At 64.5% G+C, this 1,043-nt stretch carries 2 protein-coding genes; one reads left to right on the plus strand and one right to left on the minus strand.

Translation table 11 applies throughout. The features are described from left to right. Positions 1 to 231 precede the first annotated feature (231 nt). Positions 232 to 405 carry a hypothetical protein gene (locus U1769_RS25490; protein ID WP_332720945.1) on the plus strand — a complete coding sequence of 58 codons (174 nt, stop codon included), beginning with the start codon at positions 232 to 234 and terminating at the stop codon, positions 403 to 405. Here the strand turns inward: U1769_RS25490 and U1769_RS25495 are convergent. After that, on the minus strand, positions 402 to 1,043 hold a 642-nt coding region (locus tag U1769_RS25495), incomplete at its 5' end, for a hemolysin family protein (RefSeq protein ID WP_332720946.1). The two genes, U1769_RS25490 and U1769_RS25495, sit on opposite strands and share 4 nt — an antisense overlap.

Consider the following 1,043-nt stretch of genomic DNA (forward strand, 5'->3'; position numbering starts at 1 on the left):
CCGCTACAGCTTCGCCGATATTCGTGGACTGGCGGGGACGCCGCAGGGCTATTGGCGCAACGAATTCCTGAAGCTCGCACAGTTGGCGGCAGTGCAGGAGGTCCGGACGGCGGCGCGGGATTGAGGATTGCCGCTGGACCTTTCGCCAGCACCGTGCATTGCGCAGTGACCGCCCGCAACACGAGCATCGCGCATGGACGTTAGCCGAATTGTCAGCAGCTGGAGCGTCAAATGATGACCGAGGGCGCCACCACCATTCACTTCATCCTGATCGCGATCTTCGCTGCCGGGGCGATCGCGATCCTGGCGCGCGGTCGTTTTCTCAAACGCCGTCGCGGACGGGCGAACCAGCAGCATGCGCAGAATAACGAAGCATCGGAAGCGCCCTTGCCCCCTGAAAGCTAGTCAGGAATGGTACTGACCAACAGCTTGTCGATCTTGTGCCCGTCCATATCGACGATTTCGAACCGCCAGCCCTGTTCGGCAAAGCTCTCGCCCTCATTCGGCAGGCGTTTCAGCACCGCCAGCGCCAGACCCGCCACCGTCGCGAAATCGCGATCCTCGGGCAAGTCGATCCCGATCCGCTCCGCCAGCGTGTCGGCGGCCAGCTGGCCGGACACCAGCAGCGATCCGTCGTCGCGCACGACAATCGCCGGGTGGTCGCCCGCATCGGTATCCGATGCGAACTCGCCCGCGATCGCCGCCAGCAGATCGGCGGGGGTCACGATGCCCTCGAAATGCCCATATTCGTCATGGACAAAGCCCATCGGCACCGCCGCACGGCGCAGCGCGCCCAACGCGTCCATCGCATCGACCTGATCGGGCAGCACCGGAGCAGTGTGCATCAGTCGGCGCAGGTCAAGCGTCTCGCCCCGGATCAGCGCCGATGCCACGTCCCGCGCCTGAACCACACCAATGACATCGTCGACCGAACCGTCCGTTACGGGCAACCGCGTGTGTGGCGTTTCCGCGAGCGCCTTGCGAATCCCTGCCTCGTCCAGATTGACGTCGATCCAGTCGACCTGGGTCCGCGGCGTCATCAC

It is taken from the genome of Parasphingomonas zepuensis, from assembly GCF_036663735.1.
Lineage (GTDB): Bacteria > Pseudomonadota > Alphaproteobacteria > Sphingomonadales > Sphingomonadaceae > Sphingomonas.

What these genes read in the sequence shown, in the direction of transcription:
- U1769_RS25490 (WP_332720945.1), top strand. Translation starts at nt 232, where the DNA reads ATGATGACCGAGGGCGCCACCACCATTCACTTCATCCTGATCGCGATC.